General features: G+C 49.6%; 20 protein-coding genes and 1 tRNA gene. 11 read left to right on the top strand and 10 right to left on the bottom strand.

What is annotated here, in order from left to right; all coding sequences use genetic code 11:
• Window positions 1-51: 51 nt before the first annotated feature.
• Together ACN0YN_RS19040 and ACN0YN_RS19035 are read right to left on the bottom strand one after the other, a co-directional pair.
• Window positions 52-630 carry an FHA domain-containing protein gene (locus tag ACN0YN_RS19040; protein WP_417386589.1) on the bottom strand — a complete coding sequence of 193 codons (579 nt, stop codon included), beginning with the start codon at window positions 628-630 and terminating at the stop codon, window positions 52-54.
• A 201-nt stretch (window positions 631-831) separates the two neighbouring features.
• Window positions 832-1,395 carry a response regulator transcription factor gene (locus tag ACN0YN_RS19035; RefSeq protein WP_417386588.1) on the bottom strand — a complete coding sequence of 188 codons (564 nt, stop codon included), beginning with the start codon at window positions 1,393-1,395 and terminating at the stop codon, window positions 832-834.
• Between the two features lie 421 nt (window positions 1,396-1,816).
• Between ACN0YN_RS19035 and ACN0YN_RS19030 the strand changes: the two genes are divergently transcribed.
• The 3 genes from ACN0YN_RS19030 to ACN0YN_RS19020 all read left to right on the top strand — a co-directional run bounded on the left by ACN0YN_RS19030 (window position 1,817) and on the right by ACN0YN_RS19020 (window position 3,170).
• Window positions 1,817-2,146, top strand: a complete 330-nt coding sequence (locus tag ACN0YN_RS19030) for an HU family DNA-binding protein (protein WP_417386587.1) — start codon at window positions 1,817-1,819, stop codon at window positions 2,144-2,146.
• Window positions 2,147-2,675: 529 nt separating this feature from the next.
• Window positions 2,676-2,912: a carbon storage regulator CsrA gene (gene csrA / locus ACN0YN_RS19025; protein WP_417386586.1), complete on the top strand. Its 237-nt coding sequence runs from the start codon at window positions 2,676-2,678 to the stop codon at window positions 2,910-2,912.
• Window positions 2,913-3,095: 183 nt separating this feature from the next.
• Window positions 3,096-3,170 (top strand) — tRNA-Glu (locus ACN0YN_RS19020).
• A gap of 58 nt (window positions 3,171-3,228) precedes the next feature.
• On the opposite strand, the gene ACN0YN_RS19015 is transcribed toward ACN0YN_RS19020, so the two are convergent.
• Window positions 3,229-4,419, bottom strand: coding sequence for a DegT/DnrJ/EryC1/StrS family aminotransferase (locus ACN0YN_RS19015; protein WP_417386585.1), 1,191 nt, complete (start codon window positions 4,417-4,419; stop codon window positions 3,229-3,231).
• 176 nt (window positions 4,420-4,595) lie between these two features.
• Here ACN0YN_RS19015 and ACN0YN_RS19010 point away from each other — a divergent pair, with 176 nt between their 5' ends.
• Both ACN0YN_RS19010 and mutY read left to right on the top strand, forming a co-directional pair.
• Window positions 4,596-5,702, top strand: a complete 1,107-nt coding sequence (locus tag ACN0YN_RS19010; protein WP_417386584.1) for a GTP-binding protein — start codon at window positions 4,596-4,598, stop codon at window positions 5,700-5,702.
• A gap of 55 nt (window positions 5,703-5,757) precedes the next feature.
• Window positions 5,758-6,984, top strand: a complete 1,227-nt coding sequence (mutY, locus tag ACN0YN_RS19005) for an A/G-specific adenine glycosylase (protein ID WP_417386583.1) — start codon at window positions 5,758-5,760, stop codon at window positions 6,982-6,984.
• Between the two features lie 262 nt (window positions 6,985-7,246).
• Here mutY and ACN0YN_RS19000 read toward each other — a convergent pair whose 3' ends face one another.
• The 3 genes from ACN0YN_RS19000 to ACN0YN_RS18990 all read right to left on the bottom strand — a co-directional run bounded on the left by ACN0YN_RS19000 (window position 7,247) and on the right by ACN0YN_RS18990 (window position 10,802).
• On the bottom strand, window positions 7,247-7,729 hold the full coding sequence (locus ACN0YN_RS19000; RefSeq protein WP_417386582.1) for a division/cell wall cluster transcriptional repressor MraZ: 483 nt from the start codon (window positions 7,727-7,729) through the stop codon (window positions 7,247-7,249).
• A gap of 583 nt (window positions 7,730-8,312) precedes the next feature.
• Window positions 8,313-9,689 carry a Gfo/Idh/MocA family protein gene (locus ACN0YN_RS18995; protein ID WP_417386581.1) on the bottom strand — a complete coding sequence of 459 codons (1,377 nt, stop codon included), beginning with the start codon at window positions 9,687-9,689 and terminating at the stop codon, window positions 8,313-8,315.
• Between the two features lie 291 nt (window positions 9,690-9,980).
• Complete coding sequence (locus ACN0YN_RS18990) at window positions 9,981-10,802, bottom strand: DUF1571 domain-containing protein (protein ID WP_417386580.1); 822 nt, start codon at window positions 10,800-10,802, stop codon at window positions 9,981-9,983.
• 710 nt (window positions 10,803-11,512) lie between these two features.
• Between ACN0YN_RS18990 and ACN0YN_RS18985 the strand changes: the two genes are divergently transcribed.
• A complete protein-coding gene (locus ACN0YN_RS18985) occupies window positions 11,513-12,385 on the top strand; it encodes a hypothetical protein (RefSeq protein ID WP_417386579.1) in 873 nt (290 codons plus the stop codon).
• Between the two features lie 80 nt (window positions 12,386-12,465).
• Here ACN0YN_RS18985 and ACN0YN_RS18980 read toward each other — a convergent pair whose 3' ends face one another.
• On the bottom strand, window positions 12,466-12,879 hold the full coding sequence (locus ACN0YN_RS18980) for a hypothetical protein (protein ID WP_417386578.1): 414 nt from the start codon (window positions 12,877-12,879) through the stop codon (window positions 12,466-12,468).
• A gap of 505 nt (window positions 12,880-13,384) precedes the next feature.
• On the opposite strand from ACN0YN_RS18980, the gene ACN0YN_RS18975 reads away from it, so the two are divergent.
• Window positions 13,385-14,686: an MFS transporter gene (locus tag ACN0YN_RS18975; protein ID WP_417386577.1), complete on the top strand. Its 1,302-nt coding sequence runs from the start codon at window positions 13,385-13,387 to the stop codon at window positions 14,684-14,686.
• Window positions 14,687-14,778: 92 nt separating this feature from the next.
• Here the strand turns inward: ACN0YN_RS18975 and ACN0YN_RS18970 are convergent, their stop codons facing one another.
• On the bottom strand, window positions 14,779-16,203 hold the full coding sequence (locus tag ACN0YN_RS18970; RefSeq protein WP_417386576.1) for a hypothetical protein: 1,425 nt from the start codon (window positions 16,201-16,203) through the stop codon (window positions 14,779-14,781).
• Window positions 16,204-16,748: 545 nt separating this feature from the next.
• On the opposite strand from ACN0YN_RS18970, the gene ACN0YN_RS18965 reads away from it, so the two are divergent.
• The 4 genes from ACN0YN_RS18965 to ACN0YN_RS18950 all read left to right on the top strand — a co-directional run bounded on the left by ACN0YN_RS18965 (window position 16,749) and on the right by ACN0YN_RS18950 (window position 20,419).
• Window positions 16,749-17,396 (top strand): OmpH family outer membrane protein, encoded by a 648-nt coding sequence (locus ACN0YN_RS18965; protein ID WP_417386575.1) that lies wholly within the window; start codon window positions 16,749-16,751, stop codon window positions 17,394-17,396.
• A gap of 115 nt (window positions 17,397-17,511) precedes the next feature.
• On the top strand, window positions 17,512-18,393 hold the full coding sequence (gene lpxC, locus ACN0YN_RS18960) for a UDP-3-O-acyl-N-acetylglucosamine deacetylase (RefSeq protein ID WP_417386574.1): 882 nt from the start codon (window positions 17,512-17,514) through the stop codon (window positions 18,391-18,393).
• An 86-nt stretch (window positions 18,394-18,479) separates the two neighbouring features.
• Complete coding sequence (gene lpxA / locus ACN0YN_RS18955; RefSeq protein WP_417386573.1) at window positions 18,480-19,346, top strand: acyl-ACP--UDP-N-acetylglucosamine O-acyltransferase; 867 nt, start codon at window positions 18,480-18,482, stop codon at window positions 19,344-19,346.
• Window positions 19,343-20,419: a Gfo/Idh/MocA family oxidoreductase gene (locus ACN0YN_RS18950; protein WP_417386572.1), complete on the top strand. Its 1,077-nt coding sequence runs from the start codon at window positions 19,343-19,345 to the stop codon at window positions 20,417-20,419. The genes lpxA and ACN0YN_RS18950 overlap by 4 nt, the downstream gene beginning before the upstream one ends.
• Before the next feature lie 48 nt (window positions 20,420-20,467).
• Here the strand turns inward: ACN0YN_RS18950 and bcp are convergent, their stop codons facing one another.
• Together bcp and ACN0YN_RS18940 are read right to left on the bottom strand one after the other, a co-directional pair.
• On the bottom strand, window positions 20,468-20,953 hold the full coding sequence (gene bcp, locus ACN0YN_RS18945) for a thioredoxin-dependent thiol peroxidase (protein WP_417386571.1): 486 nt from the start codon (window positions 20,951-20,953) through the stop codon (window positions 20,468-20,470).
• A gap of 179 nt (window positions 20,954-21,132) precedes the next feature.
• Window positions 21,133-22,638, bottom strand: coding sequence for an endo-1,4-beta-xylanase (locus ACN0YN_RS18940; RefSeq protein WP_417386570.1), 1,506 nt, complete (start codon window positions 22,636-22,638; stop codon window positions 21,133-21,135).
• Window positions 22,639-22,875 lie beyond the last annotated feature (237 nt).

Raw genomic sequence — 22,875 nt, 5'->3', positions numbered from 1 at the left:
AGGTTGCTTTTCTCAGGCGATTGTATAGAGGCTGTTACGGAATGAGAAGGATCACTGCTTTTCCTGCTCTTTCCGGGCAACCCGTTCCCAGTGCTGTTTGATAATTTCGGCGGCTTCTTCCGCGACGGAGTGGAATTCTTTTTTCACGCGGTATGCTTTGACCGCAGGTTTGCCTGCAGCATTATCCGGGGGAGGTAACTGTGAAGAGTGAATAATAGTTGTGTCGCCTGAGTTCGCTTCTGTTTCATCTGCCTCTTCTGAGAGCCAGGTTGAGATTTCATCATCGGAGAGGGGCGCCGATTTGTCAGGACTGAGATTAGCCGGTTTGGGGATTGCCTTTCTGGCTCCCACCAGTTCAAACAGCATGGGGCCGACGCGTAAGTGGTCGCCGGGATGAAGCGGACTTTCTGTCTGCACCCGTTTATCATTAACGAATGTGCCATTCTGACTGTTAAGGTCAACGACAAACAGCTGTCCGTCACGGCTCTGCAGTTCGCAATGTTTGCGGCTGACATCCGGGTCAGAAACGCGGACATCGCAGTCGAGTTCTCGTCCGATCGTAATGTTCCTTTCTGGCAGCTTCAGAGTTTTTCCTTTGTATTTCCCCGATTGAATAATGAACTTTGTCATTTGCTGTGCCTTTAATGATGATGAGAACTCAGGGATGTAAACACGGAATAAGGTCGGGTGTTTGAGCCGGGTTGAATGACAGGTATGATCTGATTCTGGCGGTATCAGTTTTCATTGATTGCATCTAATGAAAAACAGAAAAGGAGAACTGCCCATCAGAAACAGAAGCGAGTTCTGCTCCTGAAAAACAGTGTTTTATGATCAATCATGCAGTGGAACAATCAGTGCTTCTCTGCAGGCAGGGCAGGTCAGAGTACGTCCGCGATGTTTCACTTTGACCTTGATTCGTTTCCCGCAGCCGCAGAAAAAATGAATGTGTTCTTCAGAGGAATTCGCAGGGGTTTCACTGTGAGCGTGTTCCCAGACATCGTCTGAAATGACTTTGATTAATTCGAGGAGTTCGTCGGTGTTAAATGGCTTCAGCAGGTAGCCATCTGCGCCGACTCGATTTGCCAGATGACGTGATTCCGGTGAGTCGATGGCAGTCAGAATCAGAATGGGGACGTCGCTTTCTTTCTGCTTCATGCGTTCGCAGATTTCAAAACCGCTTTCCTGTGGCATGATCAGATCCAGAATGACGAAATCCGGTTTGTGCATGCTGAAAGAAGAGTGGGCCTGTCCGCCATCTTTTGCGACAGTCACATGATAAGCGTGCTCTTCCAGCAGTGTTTTCAGGAAAAAAGCGGTGTCCTGTTCGTCTTCTACAACGAGAATATGATTGACGATGGAAGAGGTAAGTTCCGAGCGAATTTCATTGATAGCCATTGTGGAGACTCTCCATTTCAGTGTCCCCGATTCCGTCGGGCGGGTTTGCGATATGGAATAATCTGCAGAGATTTCAATTTGCAGAGACTGCCTTGGTATCAAATCTGTGGAGTTAAACAGCGGTTATTCGTCAATAGAAGTCCATTATGAAATTGAATGATCTTGTAATAAAAGCCTGATATTTATTGTCCCACATCAGTAATTAATTAACACGGCAAAAGTTTTTTTTTCGAAGGAAATAGCAAAAAGTCCTGAAAAACAGGGCAAATACATTGACTTTTGGAATTAAGATTACTTTACTTACGCTTGGCTCGGAGAGAGGGAAACCTTGAATCCAGGCCCAAAAACAAATTGGCAACTCATTATGACGAGGTGGGAATCCACTTCTTTCATTTTCAAATTTCAGTATCAGGAGTTCACGATGGCAGCAAAGGCTACGACTAAAGATAAGCCACTTACCAAAACAGAGATCCTCAATGCACTGGCTGAAGGTTCTGGACTCACCAAGAAAGAAGTGACCGCAGTTCTGGATGAATTAAGCTCTCTGATTTCCAAAAATCTGGGCAAGCGTGGTCCTGGTGTTTTCAACATGCCTGGTCTGCTGAAGATTCAGGTTCAGCGTAAACCTGCCACCAAAGCAACCACACGACCCAACCCATTCAAGCCTGGCGAAATGATGCAGGTTGCTGCCAAGCCAGCTCGCAACGTCGTCAAAGTACGACCTCTCAAAGCACTGAAAGAGATGGTATAAGTTCCATCGCTTTTCGCTGATGATACAACCCTCAAAGATGCAGCTCCTGATTCAGGATGCTGCATCTCGACAGGTTAATCGGCAGTTCGCGTTTCCGTTTCGGTGCGTCATTCACTTATCTAAGCCTGTTCTGAATCGACTGAACTTTTCGCAAGTACAGTTGAATTTGAGGGCTTAGAGTCCCAAAACACCAAATTTTCTTTGAAATTTAGGTGTTTTTTGTAAAGAGTGATTTTGTGTCGACCGTGAATATGTCAATTGCCGTAAGTCTTTTTTGAGTTGTATCTTGCGATTGCAGTGTAATACCTCAGATGCTAATCAGCTGATTCTCTCCAGCCCCGTTTGCTGTATCAGTGTGCTGCTGCGTTGCGCCAGCCTCTTGACGCTCTAAATACGGACATGTAAAATCTGTACGTTAATGGATCATCAGTATTTTCACTGATAGATTGCAGTGGTGTAAAGCCTACCAGTCAACACCACGTCAGGATTTACGCAGGATGCTTTATGTATCCTGAGAGAGAACAATGGCATGTTAGTTTTATCCCGAAAGAAGAATGAGAAAATCGTGATTGACGAGAACATCGTCATTACGATCGTCGAGATACGCGGTGACAAAGTCCGCCTGGGGATCGAGGCACCTCGCGAAGTCCCCATTCACCGTAGCGAAGTCTACGACGCAATTCAAAACGAACAGAATTCCGTTCCCGAAGAACCAAACTCAGTTTCCGATACTACAAAGAATGACGCATCGGAGTTGCTGCAGTAAATATTCTGTTTGTACATCTATGAATACTAACGTGCCGCTTCACAGCGGCTTTTTTTAGCGATACATATTCATCGGAAATCAGTCCAGCCAGAGCAATTAGAAGTTTTTTTCAGAGATCCTGAATTCTATTAACGCCGTCCGCTTGACTTATCCGATGGAAAGCTTAGATTACTATCTCTTGACGGCCCCATCGTCTAGTTAGGCCCAGGACATCGGGTTTTCATCCCGAAAACAGGGGTTCAAATCCCCTTGGGGTCATTTACCCTGCAGCGACTATTATCCTGGATAGTCGCTGCTTTTTTATGCGCCTGGTTTCTTATTCTTTCCCCTCTGCGGCGAAACTGAGAATGTCATCGGCATACTCAGCGATACGAGCGATCGCTCCTGCAATGGTTGCCATGTTTTCTTCACTGGTCAGCAGGACCGGGTGATGCAGCACAATCATGTTGTGGTCGCATTCCGTCGCGATGTTGAGTTCTCCAACTTGTCGGAATCGACGCCGGCTGTGAATCGCGTGGAGCGATCTGAATCCCGGGTAGACGGCAATCCCTTCTGCCTGCATCGCCTGGCAGAACAGATCACGTGTGAGCCCTGAGAATGACTCAGGCTGATACAGGAAGCCTAGCTTGTAGTAACCTGGCACGTTGGATGTTTGTGGGGAGAGCTGCTTATTTTGGAAAGCGATCAGGCCTGAATTGTCGCCAAGCTGTGTGAGAAGAATGTCCACGTGTTTCTGGCGAATCTGATTCTGTGAATCGAGCGTTTCCATCTGAGGAAGCAATAAGCCCGCCTGCAGTTCGGTCAGCGGGTAGGCTTCGTTGCCACGATGGGAATAGAGGCGAATCCGTTGTGCAATTTGTGGCGATTGTGTCAGGATCGCGCCCCCTCGCCCCGCTGTGAGCAGTTTGCTGCCGCCGAAACTGAGAATACCAGTCTCGCCCCAGCTGCCCGCGATACGGCCTTCTACGAGGGCTCCGGGAACCTGACAGGCATCTTCAATCACGGGAATCCCACGCTGGTTGGCGATGCTGGTGAGTATCTGCATGGAAACAAGTCCACCATGCAGGTGTGAGACCAGAATGCCTTTTGTGGAATCGGTAATGGCCTGTTCCAGTCGATTCAGGTCGAGATTAAAGTTCTCCGGGTCGACGTCTATCAGGACAGGCGTTGCACCGACTGTCACAATATTCTTGAAATTTCCTTCAAAGTCATAAGCGGCAAGAATGACTTCGTCACCAGGGCCGATTCCCAGTCCCCGTAAAGCGAGTTCAACAGCAGCAGTCCCGCTGGAGCAGAGAATAACCTGTTCTGTCTGATGCAGAGTGGCAAGTTTCTGTTGCAGCTGTCCGGAGCAGGGGCCATGATACTTACCCCAGTCACCCGTCTGTTGGGCCTGTTGCAGTACCTGGTTGATGGCGGGATCGGGGAATGGCCACTCGGGAGGCCCTTCAGGAAAAGCAGGAACTCCGCCTAGAATTGCTGGTTTTTCAGAGAGCAGGCTGTTCATTGGTGCGGGAACCGATTCAAATATAAGGTAGGAAATCGGAATTCGTGGATAACATAGTATTATTCTGAAGAACGTTTGATTAAACTGGAGTCAGCACAGCTTGTCGACGGAATTCCGAGGCGACCTGCGAAGCTTCCTGTTTGTTCTTCAACTTTAATATTCAAGTGAGTCATATTATGTCACATCAGATCAAATTTATCATGGTGGGTGGTTTTTTAGGAGCAGGAAAAACCACAACATTAGGACGGCTGGCAAAATATTATTCCGATCAGGGTTTGAACGTGGGTGTGGTCACCAACGATCAGGCAGCTGATCTGGTTGATACAAACGCGCTGCGGTCACAGGGATTGCATGTGGGTGAAGTCGCCGGTGCCTGCTTCTGTTGCCATTTTAATGCATTGATGGACACGATTGAGGAACTGGGTTCGCAGCAGAAGCCGGATGTCATTCTCGCGGAACCAGTCGGCAGTTGTACGGATCTGGTGGCGACGGTGATTCAACCGATCAAACGCCTGTTCGATGCCGACTTTTCGATTCATCCCTACGCCGTGCTGATGAAACCCAGTCATGGTCTGAAGATTCTGAAAAATGATCAGGGCTCCGGCTTCTCGCCTAAGGCGGCCTACATTTTGAAGAAACAGCTGGAAGAGGCAGACCTGATTCTGATCAACCGGATTGATGAATTGGCTGCAGAACAGGTGGATGAGATCACTTCACTGGTGAATGAGCAGTTTCCGGGAACTCCCGTGTTACGCACATCAGCACTGACCGGGGAAGGTTTTGAATCATTGGTCGAATTTCTGGAACAGGATGGCGACTTTGGCAGCAAGATTCTCGATATTGATTACGATATTTATGCAGAAGGGGAAGCAGAGCTGGGCTGGTTGAACAGCAGTGTCCACATTTCCTCTGAGAATTCGTTTTCTCTGGATCAGTTGCTCATGGATGTCATCACACAACTGCAGGCATCGTTCAAAGCAAAGTCGGTTGAAACGGCACATCTGAAAACAATCGGATTATGGGAAGGATTTTTTGGTGTCGCCAATCTCGTCAGTAATGACAGCGCACCCAAATTGTCGTTATCATCTGATTGTACGGTAACGGAAGCGGATCTGATTGTGAATGCGCGTGTGGCCTGTGATCCCGAAGCGTTGACGGAGCAGGTAACACAGGTGCTGGAGAACTGTGCCCAGGCTTTGAACGCGAAGCTGGAATTTCGTCAGACACAGAGTTTCCGTCCGGGGAGACCTGTGCCTACGCATCGATATGCAACGCCACAATAGGCGGCGGTTTCCGTTAAATGAATTGAGAGTGGCGACCAGCATTTAATGGAATTCAATGTCTGAGCTAAGTGAGAGTTTTGATGCGGGTCGACGGCAGAAGCTGCGCCGACAGTTACAGGCATGGTACACATCTCATCAGCGGGATTTACCCTGGCGGCGACAGCATGATCCTTATGCCGTCTGGATCAGCGAGATCATGCTGCAGCAGACCGTCGTGGCGGCAGTCATTCCTTACTTCCAGCGCTTCATGTCTCGCTTTCCCGATGTGCAAACGCTGGCGGCTGCGGAAGAGAGTGAGGTGCTGCAGCATTGGGAGGGGCTCGGTTACTACAGTCGCGCCCGGAATATTCATAAGGCGGCGAAGCTGATTGCCGGCGAACTGGAGGGGCGTTTTCCCCGCGATGTCGATTCGCTTCAGGCGCTGCCGGGCATCGGCCGCTACACCGCGGGGGCCATTTGTTCGTTTGCCTATGATACGCGGGCTCCGATTGTTGAAGCAAACACGTTGAGGTTGTATTCGCGTTTGATCGGGCTGGAAGAGGATCCCCGTTCGAAGTCGGGCCAGAATCAACTGTGGGGGTTTGCAGAACTGATTCTGCCGCGCAAGTCGCCGGGAGAGTTTAATCAGGCTCTGATGGATCTGGGGAGCCTGGTCTGCACGCCGCAGAATCCGGACTGTGAGCATTGTCCTGTGAGTGCGTGCTGTGAAGCGTATCTCCGTCAAAGGCAGCATCTGATCCCGGTTCCGAAAGCGAGGCTGGAAATCACACCGCTGACCGATGTGAGTATCGCTGTTTTCTCAGGGACACAGGTGATGATTCGGCAGCGAACAACGGGAGAACGCTGGGCGGGGCTGTGGGACTTTCCCAGGCTCACGCTTGAAGAAATGAGCGGGAGTCCGCATCCGACGTCAGTTCGCAAAGCGGCAGGCCAGCAGAAAGAGTTATTTTCTGCACAGCAGAGTGCAGGGGTTGAGATACCGGAGGGGCTTTCTCCCACTGTGATTCCCCGCCTCGAAAGCTATTTGAAAGAACAGGCGGGCATTGAAGCCACAATGCAGCAGCTGATCACGGAAATCCGACACAGTGTGACCCGGTATAAAATTCGACTGCTCTGTTTCGTTGCGCAACTCGAGCAGCGATCGACGAAAAAACAGTCATCTCAACTCAACAGTCAAGCCGGTGACGCGGGGTATCAGTGGGTATCGGTGAATGAGCTGGAGTCCTATCCGCTGTCGGTGACAGGCAGGAAGTTTGCGAAGCTGCTGGCAGAGCGGATATAACACACTGCTGAATGTGCTGCTCCTGGACGCATTCAAAAAGTAACCGGCGCAAAAAAATCCCCATTCTCAAAATTGCCTGAGATTGAGAATGGGGAAAACGCATTTGACTCAAGAGAAGAAAGCGGCATCCGTGCCAAAAAGACCTTCCATGGAATATAAGCCTTTAGGGTTACCGGATGTGATGGGGATACTGAATGAGTCGCAACCCTCTCCTGTAGTCAAAGACGCTGTAGAACAATGGATATTGTTACTTGATTGTGCGTTAACCGGATAAATCTTTGAAGAGGCTGCCGAATTCAGGCATGTCCTGTTCCAGTAGATTTTGCCAGGCTTCCAGGTTCCAGATTTCCACGCAGATGACTGCGCCGACAATCATGACTTCCTGGTTGGGCTGAACCCCCAGAAACTCGCGGAAGCCTTCCGGAATTGTACAGCGAGAGCGATTTGCTAACTGAATGGTACGATTTCTGGTGGACAGTAATCGTCCCAGGCGTTGCACTTCGTCCCAGCGGTTTTCCAGACGGTGTGACTGAATTTTCTGTTTAATCAGATCCACACCCTGCTGCTGTCTGTTTTGCCAGTCGGCAGCTTTCCAGAGACTGAGACACCCTGCTCGTTCCTTGGTTAACATCGTTTCCCCCGACTCGTCAGTGATAGCCTGAGCCATTTCTGCGGGAAGCGAAATGCGAAAGCGGTCGTCGACCGTTCGCTTTGTCTCTCCCGTAATAAATGTGTCACTGCTCATAACCAGCCTGTCCATGGGGGGCGTGTATCACCTCTCAGCGATATCGAAGATGTTCGATATTGTACTGGGCGGATAACCCACAATCAACTAGTTATCAAAGATCAATTGGGCAGGAAACCCACTAAGGACCGAATTTACCGTTGGATTTCCAAAAAGGCAATCACTGATTGTTTAATTCTGTCGATTTTATCAATTTTTCTGATCAGCGTTTTTTCACGTGAACAATCTGGCTCACGGTTTATCGCCTGGCTGAGATCAATGTCAGTATTCATGGGACAAGACATCAGAACGGATATCGTGCGCAGCTGCTGGCCTGGATTCCCCTGCGTAGACAGGATTCTGCTGAATATCAATCGATGAATCCGAGTTCATCTGCAGCAGGATGCAGAGAAGAGAGCTTGATCGTCGTGTGGCACAGTGACACACATCGCTTTCTTTGTGTGAGGTCGATGTGTCACTGGGTTACCAGCGACTGATTAAAAGTGAAGCAAAAAAAATGCCCGGCGGAGTCGCTGAAAAGAGATCAGGATCCGCCAGGCATGAGAAGTAGATCGACCCGTCTCAGAGACAGGACGAGTGAATCTTAATATTCACGATTTTTGAGAATCCCGGGCAGAGGCACGGGGTAAGAACCATCAGCGCGGGCGATCACAGGCGCTGGTGAATCCATTGTCAGTTTATCGACATCGGGAGCAAACTCCTGTTTGCAGTTCAGCATCTCATCGTAGGTAACGATCTGGCCGGTGTGTGCAGCCATACGTCCCATGGATGTCACCAGACTGGCTTCTGCGCCACGTCGCACTTCGTTGTAAGGCTGATCGTTGCGGATGGCGTTGATCAGATCATCCCACTCCAACTGGTAGGGGTTAGGTTCTGGTTGCGGGTAAGCCCAGAGTAGATTCTCATCGGTTTCGTTATAACCTTTGTAGATGCGTGCTTTCGCAGGATGGTGGGCTGAGGTTGAGATGACAGCCAGCCCTTTTGTTCCGTGAGCGAAGCTCGCAAACTTCTGACGACAGCCGGGAATCGTACGACCACGCAGGAACAGTTTCGTGCCGTCTGCGAAGGTGTATTCTACGCTGTAGGTGTCGAAGTTCTGATCGACGTTGTCGCCACGGTAGTGACGTCCGCCGGAACCATCTGCCTGAACGGGCCAGGCATCTTTCATCCAGCAGCTTTCGTCGATGTTATGAATGAGGAAGTCGCTGAAGCCGCCACCACTGGCCCAGAGGAAGCCATGGAATCGGGAGATCTGATACAGCAGTTCGCTGCTCATGTTTTCCGGTTTAGGTCCTGTGGCTGCAGAACCGGTCGGGCCGGCCATGCGGTAAGCACGCAGTTCCAGAACGTCGCCGATCTGACCATCTTTGATGCGATCGTGAAGTTCCTGACGTGCTTTACAGTGACGGCACATCAGACCAACGCCGACTTTCAGGTTTTTCTCTTCTGATTTTTTGGCAAGCTCCAGCATCTTGCGGGTACTGGGCCCATCAACGGTGATGGGTTTTTCCATGAAGACGTTGATGCCTTTTTCGATCGCGTAACCGAAGTGCACCCAGCGGAAAGCAGGAGGAGTCACCAGCAGCACGACATCTCCCGGTCCCAGGCAGCTGATGGCTTTTTCATATCCGTCGAAGCCGATAAATTTCTGGTCATCGGGTACATCAACTTTATCACCGAACTGTTTTTTCAGACTCTTGTAGCTGGTGTTGAGACGATGGTCGAAGACGTCTGCCATTGCAACCAGTTTGATCGGGCCACTGGTGGTGGAGAGGGCGTTGGCTGCTGCCCCCGTTCCACGACCGCCACATCCGACGAGGGCAATTTTAATCGTGCTGTTATCAGCAGCGTAAACGTGGGGGATCGACGTACCGGCTAAGACAGAAGCCCCGGCTGCGAGTTTACTGGAGTTCTTTAAAAATTCGCGGCGGGATGAGACATTCTGGGGCGCTTCACTCATTCTGGGCTCCTTGGCAGTTCAATGAAATAAGTTCAAGTTGTTGATCGTTTATCTGATACGTCGATTGAACGAGGAGTGCTGGTTGACAATCGAGATTCTGTGGGGACAGAAGCAAAAGAACATCAGATAAATACATATGAGAATATCTGATTATATCAATGCAAAAGAGGCACTTGCAACTTGTTCTAATGATTCTCTACGAGGAATTGAGGGGGCAATCACAATAAAAAAAGCCGAAGACTGAAAGGGAGTCTTCGGCTTTTGATTTATTAGTGATGTTTAATATTGTGCTTAGAAGTTGTAGCCAGGGTTTTTAGGATCGAAGTCAGCATCCGTTAATCCAACGTTGGTGCGGATGTTGGTGTAGGTGTATTCTTCGACCAGTTCCGGTTGAGCGTTTCTTCTGGTTGGCCAGTCATACTGTTCAACACGGACAGGCAGGTTGGTGGCCTTGTCGATGTAGAGTCGAGTCATCTGAAAGCGGATACCCTGTTTCTGCTGTGGGTAGCTGGTCTGCAGCACTTTGCACTGCATGTTCCCCAGTTTGGCGTCCGGGAAGTATTTGACTGAGACACCTGCATCATGGGCTCGTTCTTCTTTCCACTGTTTCAGGATCTGATACAGCATTTTACGAATGCCGATTGTTGTGATCGGGTAGCGGCTCTCATCCATTGCCTGAGGGCTGTTGGGTTGCAGAGAGACCGTTCCTACCAGACCTTTGATTCCGGTTTCATGGGCAAGAATCTGATTTCCGTTACGACCGTGAAAGTAGATGACTTCGCGACCAGCGTGCGGCTGCTGGAAACCCAGGTACACACTCAGTGGGCTTTCACGGAACTTGATAGACATGGTATGAGTCGGCTGCATTTTACGGCCAACCTTCTCGCGTTTAATGAATGTTGCCTGGAAGTCTTTTACTTCCGCAGTTGTTTCGTAGCTTTTCATCGCCAGGCGAATGGCAGGATCCAACGCGTGTTCAGACTGTGCCTGCAGCGGGCTGGCCTGTGTCAGGCAGGCAGTCGCGGTCAGAGCCAGAACTCCTGCGATGGCAACGAACTTCTTCGTCTGGCGGACCAGAACAGTGTTTTGTAAGTAAGAGTGCTGTTTAACCATTGAATTCCGTGACTCCCTTTGTCGAAATCCACTTGTTTTGGACTGATTTCCGACTGAGCACTGTTGGCGGAAAAACTGTCTAAAACCAGTAAGAAATATAGACCACACAGATTTACGAAACCGCTGAAGGGTTTCCTGCAGTGAAATGATAAGGTCTTTGTAAATGAATACCGAACACAGATCCAATCTGCATTTTGACTTGATCGTGTATTATTAAGATCGAACCTCAAGACAAACCGTAATCAATTAGATCACGTGTTCTCCCTGTTTTTTTATAAATTGTCAAGACAGATTCTTCAGATTGACTCTTCGCATTATTGCGATGCGTACTTTTTATCTTGGCCAGGGCAGCCCGGTGACCTATTTTAACAATTGGTGTGATCTCTGGAAACAGGAGATTTTGAGTAGATTTCCCGAAAAGAAGAGAATTCATTAAAGTTCAATTGTTCCATTTACAGTCTTTCTGTATGATCCGCACCCCTGAAGCAGTTGATTGTGGTTGCATCTTTTAACAGATTGATTGTTTCAGGCAACAACGCTTAACTGAGTTCCCGGTTGTAATCGAGCCGGGAACAGGCCATTGAGTGATTGTGAAAGTGGTTGGCCAAGATGGTTTCTGGTAACCAAAACATTGAGAACAAGGAGTGTTCCCATTGTTCAAATCGGATGGTTTCCGATAGCGTGATTGCGAACATGGAGGAGAAACGCAAATGCGCTCCAAATCAAATGACTTTTTTTCAACGCTGCTCGTACTGATACCTCTGGTCGCAGTGCCGATGCTGGCGATTTTTGGAATTCCGGAAATCGCTCCCGTTAAAAAGTCGGCTCTCAATGAAAATGATCTCTTCGAAAACGAAGATTCTACCCGTTCCCCGTTCGAAGAAATTTCGTTCGATGGCTCACCGCATGAAATTGATTTAGGTAACGAAACCGCTTTAACAGATCGATCCGGTCAACCTGGATCGGGAATGCGCAATCCCTTCGGTGAAGCTGCGACAGCGCAGAACGGACAGCGGAATAATGAAGAATGGTTGCCTCCCGCCGGTGCTCTGGACGGCTGGGAACTGGAATCACCTCCTGCTCAGAGAGAACCCGATCAGAAAATGGCGGGACTAACGCCGCCAGATCTGGAAGAACGTCAGCCACTGGGCGGCAATCCGATTCAGCAGGCATCGTTTGACAGTCAGCCTGCTGCAGGAAATTCACAGAATCCCTTTAATCAGGGAGGTGTGCAGCAGATCGACACGGAAACAAATCCATTTGCACAGAACACACAAATCCCTACCCAGACAGAAACAGCGCAAAAGGAAGTCATTGATCAGCAGTTTCGAGAGCGTGCAGAAACGATGCTGCGACGAGATCCGGTTACCTGGAGTGCCGCCGTTCAAAAACTGAATGAGCTGGGAATTCGCGATTATCGTCTGGAGCCTGGTGCACGACCCAACGAATTTTTATTCAGCTGTTCCTATTCCCCCCCGCACAATCCGCGCGTCTCCCGGCGGTTTGAAGCAGAAGCACTTGACCCGCTGATGGCGGTCATCAAAGTGTTACAGCAGGTCGATGAGTGGAATCAGAGTCGCTGAAAAAGCCAATGCAAAAAGCCCTCTCTGAATCGATTCAAAGAGGGCTTCTTTTATTTCAAGCTGTCAGAAGTTCCCGTTGATCAGGCTTCATTCTTCTTTTTCTTCTCTTTGTTTTTCTTCTTCTTTGCTTCCATTTTTTTGCGCAGCTCTTTGGATTTGGGGGGAGCCTGACGCTTCAGGTTGGAACGTGGGTCAACTGTTTTTTCAGCAGCTTCAACCTGTCCACACAGGTCTGCCAGTGAAACAGCCACATCCTGCTGACGATAAGAGGAAGAAGCCGTCCAGGCACGACAGCTTTTGTGTCCCTGGATGTGGTAGCTCTGATCGAGGCTGCGAATCGCCTGGCTGAACTCAACCATTTCATCATTGATCGCAGTCGAAGCCGCACTTAATCCAACGGTTGCCCCCAGGACTCCAACAGTTCCAAGCATGACCAGTTCAGCGGACATCACTAAACCGGCTTCATCATTCCAGAAATTTTTCAACAGATTCATTACAGACCTCTCAAGAAAGCGGTGACAGTTTGATTGAGAGTGAGGTGAGAGTGAGTTCCGCCTGTACCGATTGTAGCGATTATTCGGATAAATCGGATTGTAGCGATTTTTCTGGTCGTGTTAATATGAGTTGATTGGAAAATATGGATAAAAATAAAAATATCCAGGAAGATTTGTATTATGTCTATATATGATAATGGGATACAGCTTGTTTGAGTGGTTTGGAGCTGTGAGTATCGAATTGCTTCCGCTCCTTCCTGGTTGGCAAATGGGCAATGCTGAAGACCAACCTGTTCCGGATCGTGACAAAAAAACAGGTCTCGGGAAGAACAATTGCCGCTGATGAAGAGCATTCCGCAGAGGGGACAGTGATCTTTCAGGAGAAATTCGCGGGAGTGAATCCCTTTATACTTGCCTGATTTGTGTTTTCGGGACATGATCGTAGCGATCATTGATTCAGAGCTCACGGTAATACGCCACAGATCAGAAGAAGGGCCAGCCCAGCATGTCATCACAGCAATCACCAGTCGTAATCGGTATTCGACTTTCCATTATGATGTTTCTCGAGTTCTTCGTGTGGGGAGCCTGGTATGTAACCGTCGGTAACTACATGGGAGCCAACGGCATGGGCGATGCAATTTACTGGGCCTATACCGTCGGTCCGATTGCCGCCATTCTTTCTCCCTTTATCCTGGGAATGGTTGCTGACCGCTTCTTTTCTTCCGAGCGAGTGCTGGCAGTCCTCATGATCATTGGTGGGGTTGCACTATATATTGCACCCAGTGTCGTGGGAGAAGGGGGAGCTGGCAGTAAAACATTTATCTTATTGCTGTTGCTACATATGCTTTGTTACATGCCTACATTAGGGCTGACGAACACGATCGCATTTTCTCATCTGAAAAATCAGGAAGTATGGTTTCCGCTGGTACGCGTGTTTGGAACCTTCGGCTGGATCGGTGCCAATATCCTTGTGAGTAAAGTAATGAAGGCCGACCTGACCTCCCAGCCATTATTAGTTGCAGGTGGCGCAGGTGTGCTCATGGGGATTTACAGTTTAACACTGCCTCACACGCCCCCTCCTTCCAAGGGAAAGGCGATTTCTGTTCGAGATATTCTTGGGCTCGATTCCCTGTCTCTATTAAAAGATCGCTCCTTCCTCGTATTTATGGTGAGCTCATTACTGATCTGTATTCCGCTGGCCGCTTATTATGCCTATGCCCCTGTTTTTGTGGCAGATGCTGGTATATCTGAACCTGCCTATCGGATGTCGTTCGGTCAGATGTCGGAAGTTGTGTTTATGATATTGATGCCGTTCTTCTTCAAATTCCTGGGTGTTAAACGCATGCTTCTGTTTGGTATGTTCGCCTGGGTGGCCCGATATGCCTTGTTCGCAGCGGGTGCCGGGGAAGGGGCCGTTGATATAGGAGCAGGCAGCGTTTACTGGATGATCATTTTCGGGATTTTACTACATGGAATCTGCTACGATTTCTTCTTTGTCACCGGCCAGATTTATGTTGACCAGAAAGCGGGGCCTGCTATTCGTGCTCAAGCGCAAGGCTTTCTGGTATTCGCGACCCAGGGGGTCGGGATGCTGGTAGGTGCTCAGATCAGTGGTAATTTAATCAATAGTATTGTGGTTGGCGATGGTGCTGCGAAGCTGGAGAACTGGAAAGAGTTCTGGATCATCCCCACTGCAGCTGCATTCGTCATTATGGTAATCTTCCTGATCCTGTTTAAGGACACTCCTAAAGCAGCTGTCACCGAAGAAGATGTTGCCAACGCGGCAGGGACAGAAGAGATGGTTTAAGTTCTTGCCTGTTGAAACTAAAACAGCCCTCTGTTCCAGGTGAGCAGAGGGCTGTTTCTGTTTGCAGTCTATGAGGTTTGCAGCACGGTCAATTACTGGCGTGGTACAGGAGCCGCCTGGAGCCGGACAGGCATCATGGATTCGACGAGAATGTATTCCCCGCGTAAATCATTGCGGAACCAGCGTTTTCCGGTTACGCCGACAGGTCGTCCGAGGGCCGCATCCAGATTGATTTGTGGTGAGACCGGCTGCAGATAAGCCAGAAACTGACCGTTCGGGGCGGTCAACGCATGCGCTGGCATTCCCGGTCGAACATTATTTAACCGGCGCACAATACCCGCACCTGAGAATTGTGGCTGTGCAGGCGCGGTTGGTTGTGGTGTTACGCCTGGCTGTGGAACCGAAGGTTGAGGCGCGTTTGGTTGTGGCAGTGGTGCCACCGGTTGAGTGGGAGCAGTCGGCTCTAAAGCTGGTTCTGGAGTCGGCGGCAGTAACGATTCTGAACCAGGCGAGACGGTAGTACCAGGTGTGGGATACCGGCTGGTTTTGTTTTGATCGGGAGCCATTGAGACCAGTTCCGCATCGCGTTTGCTGGTTTCTTCGGCCAACTTCAGGAAATCCTGGTATTCAGCTTGCACTTTTCGATAACGATTTACGGCTTCAATACGCAGATCAATTTTGCTGGCAATTGCAGGATGTTTGATTTCCTGTTGCAGGGTTTTGTAATCCTGTTCCAGTCCATCCAGATCCCAGGCCGTTGGTTCTGCTTCGATCATGGCACGGAACTGCGTGTCGATCGTTTTGATTGCCTCTTTGGCAGCAGCCATCTGTTCTTCTTCCGGAACACTGCGGCGGGCTGAGCCATCTGTAGGTGTTTTGATCATTTCCTGTCTGGGAGCAGGTGAATTGTTGAGTGGCTTACCCTGGCTGAACGGATCGTTCTGATTTTCGGCGATCGGTTGATCGACGGGTGCTGGTGGCATTTTTCCTGGTGAAAACTGATCGGTGGGGATGATCAGATGACCTTCAATCCAGCGCCATTCGCCCGTGGGCGGTTTGATCTGATACATCAGCACATTCCCAAATTCAGTGGGAACATTTTTACTGCCGAGAATGGTCACTTCATCATTTTTAGAAAGGCGAATCTGTTCCACATCGCGTGATTCACCAAAGGCGCTTCCTACACGAACGACGACGCCGTTCTCCGTGACTCTTCCTGACTGGTTTCCTGTTTTCTGTACATGTTCTGCACGGATCCAGCTGAAACTGCCCTGGGGGGGAGAAATCATGAACCAGCCACCCGGATCATGTCGATGCACGGTCACGTGGCTGCCTTTTTTGAGTTTCAGTGTTGGATAATAGCGGGTTCCATTCCCACTGCGAACCAGTGCCTCTTCCGCATTCACGACCGCGTCGTAGGGAAAAGTGCGTTTCGCCGCAAAACTATCGTCAGCAAGACTGAGCAAGAGCCCTGTGATTAATAAAGGTGTCAGAATCCAGCGGTCTAACGGACACATGGAATAAGCCTCCGTGCTGACTATAAAACAGCCCATTTGAAAGGTATTTATTAATTTGTCGAATGTGAGTGATTCAACAGAAATGTTCAGGAATTTCGAATCGAAATAGATTCAATTGAGGGGAAAGGTCTCGGTAGAGATGTTGAAAGAGATGCGTTTAATAATCAAAAACAAATTATAGGGCAAGGCCAAAAACGGAGCTGGGTGTGGACGTCCGGGATTTACCGGGAAGATTAATGTCAAACAGCGGGGGTTGAGTAAAAAGAGATTGAAAATCGATCTGAAATTGAATGCAAATGCTCACTTTTTCGTATTGACGTAAAATCCAAACTATGCAAAATTATCGTTCTCTCAGTATGGTTAGCTGGCTCATATGACATGAATCCGGCTGTATCATTAAAGTAAAATCACATTTCCTAGAGACTTTGATTTCAAAACTGTCAATCTGAGGCTGGGTACAGTTTTGTTACCAAATCAAGAGAAATTCTAATTCGTTTGATCGCCACTACGGAGAGTGGTCCATTCTGCAAAGGAGTGCTTCGGTCGTGAAAAAATTAATTGCTTCAGCTACGGTTATTGCCATCGCGGGTTGTTTTACCTGTTTCACTGAAACAGCGTCAGCACAGGGTACCGCACCTGCCGCTGGGGGAGCCCCTGTGGTACACAAAGTGGGCCTGATTGATATGGCTCATGTGTTCAAGAACTACGAAAAGTTTACAGCGCTTCGCGAAGAGCTGAAAGAAGAGATCCAGCAGAGTGATGCCAAAGCGAAAGCGATGGCAGAACAGATTCAGGCAATTCAGAAAGAGATGCAGGATTTCAAACAGGGAAGTCCTGAGTACCTGGCTCGCGAAAAACAGCTGGCCCAGGCTGCTTCTGATTTCGAAGCATTTCGTAAAGTGGCACAGCGCGACTTTCTGCGAAAGGAATCACGGATCTATCACACCATTTATATGGAAGTGACCGACACCGTCAAGAAGTATGCCAAGATCTACAACTACACTCTGATCATGCGGTTTAACCGGGAAAGCCTGGATACCGATGATCCTAAGAAGCTGATCCAGGGCATGAATCGCCAGGTGGTATTCCACCGTGCCGACGATGACATCACCCTGTCGGTTCTGGATTACCTGAACCGCAGCTACAAGCCTAAAGGGACCGCTACTGGCCCTAAAACCAGCACTTCACGCTAAGTGGAATGCGGTGTGAGCACTCTCTTGGATGCAGTGCAGGTAACTTCTGCCTGCCTGCATCCTTTTTGTGATTTTTCAGGCACTTGCCAGTAGACCGTCAGCGAAGGAGTAGGCGATGCGAACTCGTAACCAGAGAACGCTGGCCAGATCAATACAATGTTCCGGGGTGGGGATTTTTACGAACAGCGATGTAAAAATTCGATTCTGTCCTGCCCCTGAGAATCATGGGATTCAGTTTGTACGAACCGATCTGGCTGGTTCGAAACCAATCCCGGCTCTGATTGAAAATGCGGTTTTCAAACAGAGACGAACTGCGATTGAATACAAGGGGGCCTCGGTCGAAATGATCGAGCACGTGATGGCGGCATTAGCGGGCCTGCAGATTGACAATTGCCGCATCGAAATCAATGCCCCGGAAGCACCCTGTTTTGATGGTTCTTCCCGGGAACTTTCAGAAGAGCTGCTGGAAGCCGGCATTGTCGAACAGCCTTTTCCACGCAAACAGATTTGCATTGAGCAGCCTGTGAATGTCGAGGATGAATCGGGCAGCTTTATTCAGGCCAAGCCATTAAACCGCTCGGTACTGGCCATTGGATATTATCTGAATTACGGTGAAGACTCTCCCGTAGCTCCGCAGTGTCTGACACTCGAAATCAATCCGGAAACCTGGATGAGCCAGCTCTCCTTTTCCAGAACATTCGTGCTGGAACAGGAAGTCGAGGCGATGCAGTCGCTGGGCTTTGGTCAGAAACTGTCTGCGAAAGACCTGCTGGTGCTGGGAGCAGAAGGTCCGATTGACAATGAATTACGAACTTTAGATGAATGCGTGCGTCATAAAATTCTGGACTGTCTGGGTGACTTCGCTCTGATCGGTTGTGATCTGCAGGGTTATTTCTGTGCTCACCAGTCCGGACACGCTTTAAACCGCGAGTTAATCAAACAAATCAAAGCAACACACAAGTCTGCTCAGTCTGACAGTACCTGGAAGGTTGCCTGAAAATTTCCATTTCGGTTGCTTGCGAGCAACTCCAAAAATTTACGTTCTGGTACGTCGTTGACTGCAGACTTTTTAGGATGTCGAACATGCCGACAAAAATTTCAAATCTATCCTATGTCGATCCCCAGGCAGAAATCGGGGAAGATGTTACTATCGGGCCATTTTGTAATATCGGACCTCATGTCACCATCGGAAACGGGACGGTACTCGACAGTCATGTTTCCATAACAGGTCATACTACGATTGGCGAACGCAATCGATTTTTTCCCTGCTCGGTAATCGGCAGCGAACCTCAGGACGCTGGTTACACCGGAGCCCCAACGACCGTTATGATTGGGGACGACAACCTGTTTCGTGAAGGTTGTACCATACATCGGGGAGCCGAAAAAGAAGATCACAGTACCCGAATTGGTAATCGGAATACCTTTCTCTGCAATTCACATGTGGCACATAACTGTCGAATTTTTAATGATGTAACACTGGTGAATGGAGTTTTGCTCGGCGGCCATGTCCACGTTCACGACCGGGCCATTGTCTCCGGTAATACGGTCGTGCATCAGTTCTGTACGATCGGGACCCTGGCTTTTATCAGTGGATCTGCCCGGGCTACTATTGATGTGCCCCCTTATATGATCTGTACGGGATCGGATGATTTTCGCGTGAGAACCGTAAACATGGTTGGCATGCAAAGAGCGGGAATTTCAGAGAGTTCGGTTGCCGTCATTCGTCGTGCCTTCCGACTGTTTTACCGCAAGAACAAGAAGCTCGATGAAGTCCGCGAGATTTTCAGTCAGGAGCTGGACGGAGTGATTCCAATGGCTTTACAAACCCTGTTTGATCACTTTCAGGCGATTCAGGGCAGCAAAGCCGGTCGAGGTCGCGAAGCAGCCGCTCGAAGTGCAAAATTCAACCCGGAAGCAACTAATCAGGAAACAACACGGAGAGCAGCATGAGTTCATTGAATGTAGCCGTTGTCGGAGTCGGGGCGCTGGGACGCCATCACGCACGGATTCTGGCAGGTCTGGAAGGCGTCAATCTGTGTGCAGTCGCTGATACCAATCCGGTTCAGGGACAGGCCATTGCAGAGCAGCATGGCAGTCGCTGGGTTGCCGATTATCGGGAACTGTTTGAAGGCGTAGATGCCGTCTCACTGGCTGTACCCACTCACGCACATCTGGCGATTGCCAGTGAATTCCTGTCGCGTCAGATTCCGGTTCTGGTAGAAAAGCCGATTGCCTGCAATCTGGAAGAAGCAGAAGAACTGGTGCGTATTGCCGAGGCTCACAGAACATTACTGCAGGTAGGACATGTGGAACGCTTTAATCCTGCGACACAGGCTGCCTTTGATCGCTGTCCGAATCCACGATTCATTCGCAGTGAGCGGGTCAGTCCTTATACCTTCCGTTCGACCGATATCGGAGTCATTCACGATCTGCTGATTCATGATATCGACCTGGTACTTTCAGTCGTCAAATCGACTGTCAAAAGCGTCGAAGCGTTTGGTATTTCCGTGATGGGCGAACATGAAGACGCCGTACAGGCACGATTGCGATTTCAGAATGGTTGTATTGCCGATCTGACAGCGAGTCGCATTTCTCCCACAGCGAAACGGGCGATGCAGCTCTGGGGTGCAGCGGGTTGTGTCAGCGTCGACTTTACCAGTCGCGAAGTCACCGCCTATCGCCCTTCCGAAACGCTGTTGTATGGAACGCCTCCACTGGAACGCGCACGCAAAGCAGGCGCAAACCTGGAAGCATTGAAGCAGGATGTATTCGGAACGTTTCTGAAAGTGGAAACACCGGAAGTCTCAGCCGCGGATGCTTTAACTGCGGAACTGGCCAGTTTTGTTGATGCGATCCAGACCGGTTCGGCACCACTGGTAGGTGGTACACAGGCGCTGCAGGCAATGCAGGTTGCCGAACGTGTACTGGCGGCAGTGAATGAGCACGAATGGGATGGCAGCCAGCATGGAGCCGTGGGGCCATTCATTCAATTCCCAACAGAAGAACGCCGACTGGCCGGTTAATACAGCCAGTCAGCGGTTCGGGTTTCAGAGAACTGATCAGAGTCTGATTTATTTCAGATCTTTGAGTGCAGCGGTGACTTCTTCGGCGTGTCCGTCGACTTTCACCTTAGGCCAGGCAGCGGCGATTTTGCCTTCCTTGTCGATCAGGAATGTCGATCGCTGAATGCCCATGTATTTCTTGCCATAGTTCATCTTTTCCACCCACACTCCGTACTTCTCTGCGATCTCATGGTTTTCATCGGAGAGCAGGGTAAAGGGGAGTTCGAACTTGGTGGCAAACTTTTCGTGTGATGCGACCGAGTCAGGACTGATGCCTAAAATGACCGTGTCCGTGCGTTTGAATTTGGCAACGCGATCTCGAAAATCACACGATTCTGTTGTGCAGCCTGGTGTGTTGTCTTTGGGGTAAAAGTAAAGGAGAACATTTTTTTCTCCCTTGAACTGACTCAGACGCACTTTCCCTTCCGGGTATGCGGGAAGATTAAAAGCAGGAGCACGCTTGCCGGCTTCTGGTACTTTGCTTTCGGTAGCCATTGGAAATTCCTTGAGATTGAGAGGGAGAGTCGGCTTTATTGCCTGTCGAAAACTGCGTGAAAGGGGAAGCCTGTTTACATCACAGGCTTCGAACGATCAATGACGCACTGATATTTTAACAGGCTACCAACTACTTTTCGACTGAGCGAGTCTCACGAAATGGATGCTGTTGTCTCTGATTACGAACGCCAGTACTGTTTGTGGTACTTTGTAATCGTATCCAAAGCGGGTTTGGCCTGTCCCTGGGGATTGATCAGACCGGAATGAGGAAAACGTCTTGCATCCTGATCTCGAAAACGGGACCAGTACACACCTGTGACGGAGGGTTTGGCCAGCAGGAGCGGCAGGTAAAGATCGACCCATTCCGCCTGGGCGGCTTCACTCCAGTCGGTCTTCCACTGGTTGGACTGGACTTTGGACATGGATGGGTTTTTCTCATCCACGACAGCATCATCACTGGGGAATGCAAGCGTTATGTGCAGAGGCAGATTCAGCACGCTCCATTTATCGATCAGCTTGGAAATATCCAGCAGATCATGATGATGGGAACCGTTAGGGTAGTAGCCGATCCGCAGTTCCAGATCGATGCCGGAAAGCCCGACTCCCAGGCGGTCAATTGCATCTACAAACTGCATGGGGGATAACTGGTGCTGCCCCTTCGACAGGTAATCTCCCCAGGGTTGTTCGACTCGAATGTAGCATTGGATGGAGTCATCGGTCTGCTTGGCGATTTCAATGGCACGGGCCGTCAGAGTGAGCCGCGTTTCTTCGTTAAGACCGAAGACGCCGCCTGTGTTCATTGCGGAAACCAGCGTCCAGGTGCGAATACTGCCGGTATAGCGGGTGATCGCGGTTTCAATGAAATGCGAGATGATACTCTGGAAGTTGACCATGTCGAGCTTCCAGGATTCCAGCCAGTCAGGCAGGCCGTGCGGTGCAAAATCCAGCAGGCAGCCTCCCCGGATCAGCAGATGATTTTTTTCGCACCAGGCTACCTGCTGATCACACAGGTCCCAGTCCTGATCTCCCTCATATTTTTCGATCAGTTTCCAGTTAACCAGATCAATATTTGCGGCGTCGAATGCCTGGCAGATCTGTTTGCTTTCACTGGCATTGGGAATGAATTCTCCCAGGTTGCAGCCCAGTGATACCGGGAGCTTCATGGCCTGCGAACGCTGGTGTAAAATCGTCAGTCGCTGACGGGCATAGATCTGAACCAGCATTTCAGCTGCAGCGTGTGCTTTCTGCAATGCGACCCCTGCCAGCTCCGAGCATTCCTCAAGTTTGTCCTGAATCACGGCAGCCTGGGCGAAGGCAGCAAACGCTTCGTCGTGTAATTTGATTAATTCCGCCGGGATATTCAGGCCGGCAATCTGCCAGACACTGAGCTGATCTTTGAGTGTCGAGATTTTTCCCCGCGCCAGTTCGAGCATCAGGACATACGGTTCTTCCCGTTCGGGGAGCGATGCGGTTCTGACGACGGGGCGACCAAAGTCAGTGATGTTCCAGACAATATTCAGTTTACAACTCTGCGAAGTCTGTCTGCGGAATGTGATGACATTCCCGTCAACTTCAACCCGGGTTGGAAACACCCGACCATCGACAGCATTCAGATAGGCGCGATGAAGATCAGACCAGTCTTCAGGTACTTGAGAAGGTGCAATTAAAAAACGCAGGTTGCCCATGTAACGGGTCGCAATCGTTATCTGAATTAGAAAGAAGGAGTTAAGACAGTCATCGGGTTTATTGTAACGTCTCCTGAACGATTTTGGGATTGAAACGCACAGGATGGATGATGTTATGGATTTAAGGGACAGACGCGCAAGAAATCGGGTCTTAAGCTCTATTATTGCGTTTGAGGGACCAGAGGCAAGTGTAGAGTCGTATGGATGTACATGATGAGGGGAGATGCTGGATCTGGC

This window comes from Gimesia sp. (genome assembly GCF_048260065.1).
Taxonomy (GTDB): domain Bacteria; phylum Planctomycetota; class Planctomycetia; order Planctomycetales; family Planctomycetaceae; genus Gimesia.
The sequence above is the reverse complement of the archived record's forward strand: the minus strand, read 5'-3'. Positions and strand labels throughout refer to the sequence as shown.